The organism is Polaromonas sp. P1_G4 (genome assembly GCF_056405475.1).
Map to the genome: position 1 here is coordinate 1 of NZ_JBFUCA010000237.1, position 6,343 is coordinate 6,343.

Annotated in this window: 7 protein-coding genes; 5 read left to right on the top strand and 2 right to left on the bottom strand. The window is 64.0% G+C overall.

Going from position 1 to position 6,343, the window contains the following annotated elements:
• Both AC1D1X_RS12990 and AC1D1X_RS12995 read right to left on the bottom strand, forming a co-directional pair.
• Positions 1 to 223, bottom strand: a 223-nt coding sequence (locus AC1D1X_RS12990) for a 7-cyano-7-deazaguanine synthase (RefSeq protein WP_477698413.1), incomplete at its 3' end; no start/stop codon positions are given.
• A 15-nt stretch (positions 224 to 238) separates the two neighbouring features.
• Positions 239 to 1,417, bottom strand: coding sequence for a fumarylacetoacetate hydrolase family protein (locus tag AC1D1X_RS12995; RefSeq protein ID WP_477669933.1), 1,179 nt, complete (start codon positions 1,415 to 1,417; stop codon positions 239 to 241).
• Between the two features lie 232 nt (positions 1,418 to 1,649).
• On the opposite strand from AC1D1X_RS12995, the gene AC1D1X_RS13000 reads away from it, so the two are divergent.
• From AC1D1X_RS13000 to AC1D1X_RS13020, 5 genes are all read left to right on the top strand, one after another.
• Positions 1,650 to 2,417 carry a 2-keto-4-pentenoate hydratase gene (locus tag AC1D1X_RS13000; RefSeq protein WP_477669934.1) on the top strand — a complete coding sequence of 256 codons (768 nt, stop codon included), beginning with the start codon at positions 1,650 to 1,652 and terminating at the stop codon, positions 2,415 to 2,417.
• 109 nt (positions 2,418 to 2,526) lie between these two features.
• Positions 2,527 to 3,333 carry an isocitrate lyase/PEP mutase family protein gene (locus AC1D1X_RS13005; RefSeq protein ID WP_477669935.1) on the top strand — a complete coding sequence of 269 codons (807 nt, stop codon included), beginning with the start codon at positions 2,527 to 2,529 and terminating at the stop codon, positions 3,331 to 3,333.
• Between the two features lie 170 nt (positions 3,334 to 3,503).
• Positions 3,504 to 3,959: a carboxymuconolactone decarboxylase family protein gene (locus AC1D1X_RS13010; RefSeq protein ID WP_477669936.1), complete on the top strand. Its 456-nt coding sequence runs from the start codon at positions 3,504 to 3,506 to the stop codon at positions 3,957 to 3,959.
• A gap of 24 nt (positions 3,960 to 3,983) precedes the next feature.
• Entirely contained in the window at positions 3,984 to 4,880 is an 897-nt protein-coding gene (locus AC1D1X_RS13015) for a sigma-70 family RNA polymerase sigma factor (protein WP_477669937.1), read from the top strand.
• Positions 4,877 to 6,337, top strand: coding sequence for an MFS transporter (locus AC1D1X_RS13020; RefSeq protein ID WP_477669938.1), 1,461 nt, complete (start codon positions 4,877 to 4,879; stop codon positions 6,335 to 6,337). Before AC1D1X_RS13015 ends, AC1D1X_RS13020 begins: the two co-directional genes overlap by 4 nt.
• Positions 6,338 to 6,343 lie beyond the last annotated feature (6 nt).

Below are 6,343 nucleotides of genomic sequence, written 5' to 3' on the forward strand. Positions count from 1 at the left end.
CCGCCAGGTCCAGCAGGTGGTCTTCACCGATCTTGTGGGCCCACTGTGGGAACTGCTGTTTGATTTCGCGCAGCACATTGAGCCGCGCTTCCAGCTCTACCTTGTGGCGCTGGCCGTAGTCAAAAGCCACCGTCTCGACACGTTCGTATTTCGACAACGCCTGCGCCAGGCAGGTGGTGGAGTCCTGTCCGCCGGAAAACAGCACCAATGCAGAGGTATGCATCCGCCCTCTCCTTTTTTACAGCAGCTTGCGCTTGGCCAGGCTTTTCATCAGCGCCGAAATGCCGAAGGTCCACGGCGCAGCCTTGTCGGAAGTCGTGACGCGGTTCACCAGGCTGCCCAGCTGCGGCGTGGCCACCGTCACTACATCACCCACCACGTGGGTAAAGCCCTGGCCCGGGCCGTGGCGGTCTTGCGTGGGGGCAAACATGGTGCCCAGGAAAAGCATGAAGCCGTCGGGGTACTGGTGGTTGGCGCCAATGGCTTGCGCCACCAGGTCCAGCGGGTCGCGGCTGATCTTTTTCAGCGAGCTGCCACCCTTCATCACAAAGCCCTCAGGCCCTGTGACGGTGATGCTCAGGTCGCTGCTGCGCACATGGTCGATGGTGAAGCGTTCGTCGAGCAGGCGGATGAAGGGGCCGATCGCGCACGATGCGTTGTTGTCTTTGGCTTTGCCCAGCAGCAGTGCGCTGCGGCCTTCAAAGTCGCGCAGGTTCACGTCGTTGCCCAAAGCGGCGCCCACGGTCTCGCCGCGCGAGTTCACGGCCAGCACGACTTCAGGTTCGGGGTTGTTCCAGTCGCTGCCAGGGTGTATGCCCACTTCGGCGCCCGTGCCGACCGCGCTCATCGGCTGGCTCTTGGTAAAGATTTCCGCGTCGGGGCCGATGCCCACTTCCAGGTACTGCGACCACATGCCCTGGGCGATCAGCACATCTTTGAGCTGGGCCGCTTCGGGCGAACCGGGCTTGATGCTGCCCAGGTTCTCGCCGATCACGGCGATCACCGCCTTGCGCGCTCCATCGGCCTTGCTGGCGTCGCCGCCCGCCTGTTCTTCAATCACGCGCTCCAGCATCGATTCGACAAACGTCACACCCGAGGCTTTCAGCGCCTGCAGGTCGCATGGCGCCAACAGCCAGGGCAGCCTGGTGTCATGCGCATCCTCAGCGGAATTGGCCAGCACTTCGGCCGTGCTCGCCAGCCGCGGCAGCTTCGCCGCAGCGGCCCGCACAACCTTGGCGACACCCGGCAATTCCAGCAGCTGGCTGGCGGTCGGCGCGACGCTGGAAAGGTCATACACACCGTCGGGTGTGACCAAAGCCAGCACCGGGCCAGTGCCTTCTATCCAGACACGCCCCACCAGCAAGGCATCAGCGGCGTCAACAGGCAGGGTGGAAGCAGGGCTCAGGGAGTTTTTCATGATGTTGGAAGGGAGGAACAGGAAGGGCAGCACAGAAAAGCGTATGAAGCTGTCAATAGTACAAGGAAGTACGAGGCGCCCAGGCACCCCGCTGAGGGTTGAGGAAAAGCGCACGCACACGTCTCGGCCCCAGGCAAGCCCGCTACACTGAAACGCACCCGCTTGCGGGACACTGCCTTCATGCCACCCGGGAGGCAGCCAAACCTTCACACCCCTGATTTTTAAGTCAAATATGCCTCTAGCCCCCGAAAAACTTGCGCAAGCAGCTATCGAATTAATAGCAAGGCGAACCACGGGAAAGGCGGGCCCACGCTTGCCCGACAGCTGCCGTCCTGCCGACCTGGAAGACGGCTGGCAGGCGCAGCAGGAAGTCACCCGCCGGCTGGGCCAGCCGGTGGCCGGCTGGAAGGCCTCACCGCCCAGCCCCGGCAAGCTGGTAGCCGCACCCATTTACCAGCCCACCCTCAGCCGCGCCGCAACATGCACCGTGCATTTTCCTGCAGGTGCCGCCGCCGTGGTGGTTGAGCCGGAACTGGCTTTTGTACTGGCCAAAGACCTGCCCCCGCGCGCGCAGCCCTACACCGAGGCTGAGGTGGATGCAGCCATTGGCTCCGTCCATGCCGCGCTGGAAATCTGTGCCAGCCGCTACACGGACCACAGCAGCCTGCCTTTTCCCGAACTGCTGGCCGACGGCGTGGTCAACAACGGCCTGTGGCTGGGGCCAGAACTGGGCGGGCCCGATGTCTCGGCATTTGAATTGACCTGGCAAGTCGCTGGAGAACCTGCGCAAACCGCCGAAGCCAGGCACCCGAACGGCGACCCGCGCACGCCGCTGTACTGGCTGGCCAATTTCCTGAGCGAACGCGGCATCGGCCTGCTGGCGGGCCAGGCGGTGATCACGGGCTCCTATGCCGGCGTGCTGACGCTTCCCCTCGGAAAACGCACACAGTTTGACTACGCGGGCCTGGCCCGGTTTGAGGTGGAATTTCGCAACCCGTAACCTGAAGTAAATAGGGCAGGAAAGGTCCTGAAACGGCCAGCCGCTTCAGCCCGGCTTGCTAAGCTGTGAGGTTCGATTCTCCCATCCCGCCAACAACGACGGAGCCGCCATGCAAGTCCTTCACTACCAACAATTTGCCCAACTTCACAAGGCGCCCCACGGCGTTTTGCTGCTGCCCAATGCCTGGGACGCCGCCAGCGCCAAAATCTTTGAGGCGTCCGGCGCCAAAGCCGTCGCCACCAGCAGCGCGTCGCTCGCCTGGGCCTGCGGCTATGCCGACGGCGGCGCCTTGCCGCCCGACGAGTTGCTCGATGCCGTCGCCCGCATCACCCGTGTCTTGAGCCTGCCCCTGACCGTCGACATGGAAGACGGCTACAGCGAGAGCTCCGCCGAGGTAGGCCGCCTGGCCGCCGAGCTGGTCGCCGTGGGGGCGGCTGGCATCAACCTCGAAGACGGCGGCGGTGCGCCCGAGCTACTGGCGGAAAAAATCCGCGCCATCCGTACAGCACTCAAAGGCGCACCGCTGTTTATCAACGCCCGCACCGATGTCTACCTGCGCAAGCTGAAAGTCGAAGGCACGCCGGCCCAGGCCAGCATCACCCGCCTCAAGCTGTACCAGCAGGCTGGGGCGGACGGCGCCTTTGTCCCCGGCCTCACGGCCTTGCCTGACGTGCGGGAAATCTGCGAAGCCGTCAGCCTGCCGCTGAACCTGATGGCCATGCCCGGGCTGCCGGCCATTGCCGACTTGCAGGCCGCCGGTGTGCGGCGCCTCAGCGTAGGGCCGGCGCCTTTCCAGGTGGCTTACGAACACGCCCGAACCAGCGTCGAAGCCTTGCTGAAACAGGACCTGTCACCGCTGCTCGGCTCCAAGCTGGACTATTCGGCGATGAACACCTTGTTGAACACGCCACGCTAGAGCGCACAGGCGCTTGCCCGCTATCGCCTGTATTCCTTTGGGGATCAGGCGATTTTTCATTTGTTTCATCTTTTTTTGAAGGCAGGCGTCACAACGCGTCACAAACGGCAAAGCTGAATCGTCAATACGGTGTGACACCCAACTTTTGAACTCTTTTTAAAGGAAACACCATGACTGCCCCTACCGCTAACACCGCCGCCAACACTGCCCCCGTCCGTATCGACCTCGCGATTCCTGATGTCTACCCCGCCCTGCTCAAGGTCAGTCAAACCATTGGCGCCCAGGGCCTGGACAAAAAACTGCACCACCTGATTCACCTGCGCGCCTCGCAAATCAACGGCTGCGCTTTCTGCGTCAAGATGCACCTGCGGGAAGCCCGTGAAGACGGTGAAACCCAGGACAGGCTGGACCGCCTCGTCGTCTGGGCGCATGTCAATGACTTCAGTGAAGCCGAGAAAGCCGCACTGGCCTGGACGGAAGCGCTGACCACGCTAGACCACAAGACCGACTACGCCAGCCTGCGCGGCCGCCTGCGCCAATCGTTCAGCGACAAGGAGATTGGCGCGCTGACCGCTACCATCGGCATGATCAACCTCTGGAACCGCATCCAGGTCTCGGCACACTGAGCAAAGCAAGGCAAGGCGCGCGCAATGCAAAACATCGACCCCACCGCCGTGTTTGAAGAAAGGCGCAGGCATTTGTTTGGCCTGGCCTACCGCATCCTCGGTTCACGGGCTGATGCCGAAGACGCCGTGCAGGACGTCTTCATCAAATGGCTGGCGGCCGACTACGCGAGCATCGCCACGCCGGCTGCCTGGCTCACCGCCATCTGCACGCGCCACTGCATCGACATGCTGCGCGACGCCCAGCGCAGCCGGGTCGACTATGTCGGCACCTGGCTGCCCGAACCCATCCACACGCAAACCGAAGACACGCCCGAAACACATGCCCTGCTGGCCTCATCGCTGAGCATGGCCTTTTTGCTGCTGCTCGAACGCCTCACGCCCAAAGAGCGCGCTGCCTACCTGCTGCATGAGATTTTTGAGACACCTTACGCCGAAGTGGCCGAGATGCTGGACATGGAAGAAGCTGCCTGCCGCAAGCTGGTCTCGCGCGCCAGCACCAGCATCGCCCAGGGAAAAGTCCGGCACGTAACACCGCCCAAGGTGCAGGACGACCTGCTCACCGCTTTTCGCGAAGCCATCACCGCCGGCAGCACCGAATCGCTCGCCAGCCTGCTCTCGGACGACATCGCACTGAGCACCGACAGCGGCGGCAAGGTCAGCTCGGTTGAAGGCATCTTCCAGGGCAAGGGCAGCGTGCTCACCCTGCTGACGACGCAACTGGCCCGCTACTGGGCCCACTACGAATGGGTGCCCTGCGAGATCAACGGCGGCCGCGCCATCCAGCTGCGGTCGAGCACCGGCGAGATCGCCGCCGCCATCACCTTCGCCTACAACGACGACGGCAAGGCCAACAACATCTTCATCATGCGCAACCCGGACAAGCTCGACGGGCTGGCCTTCGGGCCCGAGGCGCTGGAATGAACAGCACCTCAAGCAACACATCAGGCACCGCTCCCACAGGCTGGATGGCTCTGCTGACCGGCGTCAACGCCATCCGCACGCTGGCGCTGGTCGGCGGCGTCGCGCTGCATGCCATCAACCTCTACATCGGCACCACCATCCTGCCGTCCGTCGTGCGCGACATTGGCGGGCTGGAGTTCTACGCCTGGAACACCGCCCTCTTTGTAGTGGCCTCCATCATCAGCGCCGCCATGGCGACGCAGGTGCTGGGCAAGCTCGGGCCGCGCTTTGCCTATGTGCTCGGCGCTGCGATCTTTGCTGTGGGCTCGCTCGCCTGCTCGCTGGCGCCTTCCATGCCCGTCATGCTGGCCGGTCGTGTGGTGCAAGGCTTTGGCGGCGGGCTGTTGCTGGCCCTGCCCTACGCGATGATCCGCCTGCTGTACGACGAAGCCTTGTGGTCCAGGGCCATCGGCCTGTTGTCGGGCATGTGGGGCGTGGCCACCCTGGTCGGGCCGGCCATAGGGGGCGTGTTTGCCCAGATGGATGCCTGGCGATGGGCGTTTGGCGCGCTTATTCCCGCAGCGGCACTGTTCACCGTGCTCGCCGTCTGCGTGATTCCCCGGCACAACACGGCCAGCAGCCCGCCGACATCCGTGCCGTGGATGCAGTTGTTCCTGCTGGCCGGTGCGGTCTTCGCCGTTTCAGCTGGCAGCGTCAGCACACAAGTCATGTGGAATGCGGCCGGTGTGGGTGCAGCGGTTGCGCTCAGCGCCTTGCTGGTCATCGTCGACAAGCGCGCCGCCAACCGCCTGCTGCCGCAGGATGCGTTTCGCCCCGGAGTGCTGGGCGCCCTTTACCTCGCCATGGGGCTGCTGGGCATGACGGTCACCAGCACGGAGATTTTTTCACCCTTGTTTTTTCAGGTCCTGCATGCCCAGACACCGCTTGTCTCAGGCTACCTCGCCGCCATCATGTCGGCAGGCTGGACGCTGGGCTCACTCATCAGCTCAAGCGCCACCGGCACCCGGGCCAGCCTGGCCATCCGCGTTGCACCAGTGCTGGCACTGGCGGGCCTGGTGGGCATGGCAGTGCTGATGCCCGCACCCAGTAATGGCGGCTGGCCCGTGCTGGCGCCAATCTGCGCCGCCATGGTGGCTGTGGGTTTTGCCGTCGGTATCGCCTGGCCGCACCTGAGCACGCGTGTGCTGCAGATTGCGCCATCTGGCGAAGAAGACCTGGCTGCCTCTTCCATCATGACGGTAGAGCTGTTTGCCACCGCCATGGGCGCCGCCCTGGCCGGCATGGTCGCCAACCTCGGGGGCCTGACCAACCCCGGTGGTGTACCCGGAACGGCGGGCGCGGCTCAGTGGCTTTTCGCCGTGTTCGCCCTGGCACCCGCGCTGTGCCTGCTGACTTCACGGAAAACGGCGAAGCCAGACCCGCCTGCCCTCAGGCAGACAGCCAACAGCGCCGCATAAGGTGTG

Coding starts and splice junctions, on each gene's coding strand:
- AC1D1X_RS12995 (WP_477669933.1), bottom strand. CDS start 1,417: ATGAAAAACTCCCTGAGCCCTGCTTCCACCCTGCCTGTTGACGCCGCT.
- AC1D1X_RS13000 (WP_477669934.1), top strand. CDS start 1,650: ATGCCTCTAGCCCCCGAAAAACTTGCGCAAGCAGCTATCGAATTAATA.
- AC1D1X_RS13005 (WP_477669935.1), top strand. CDS start 2,527: ATGCAAGTCCTTCACTACCAACAATTTGCCCAACTTCACAAGGCGCCC.
- AC1D1X_RS13010 (WP_477669936.1), top strand. CDS start 3,504: ATGACTGCCCCTACCGCTAACACCGCCGCCAACACTGCCCCCGTCCGT.
- AC1D1X_RS13015 (WP_477669937.1), top strand. CDS start 3,984: ATGCAAAACATCGACCCCACCGCCGTGTTTGAAGAAAGGCGCAGGCAT.
- AC1D1X_RS13020 (WP_477669938.1), top strand. CDS start 4,877: ATGAACAGCACCTCAAGCAACACATCAGGCACCGCTCCCACAGGCTGG.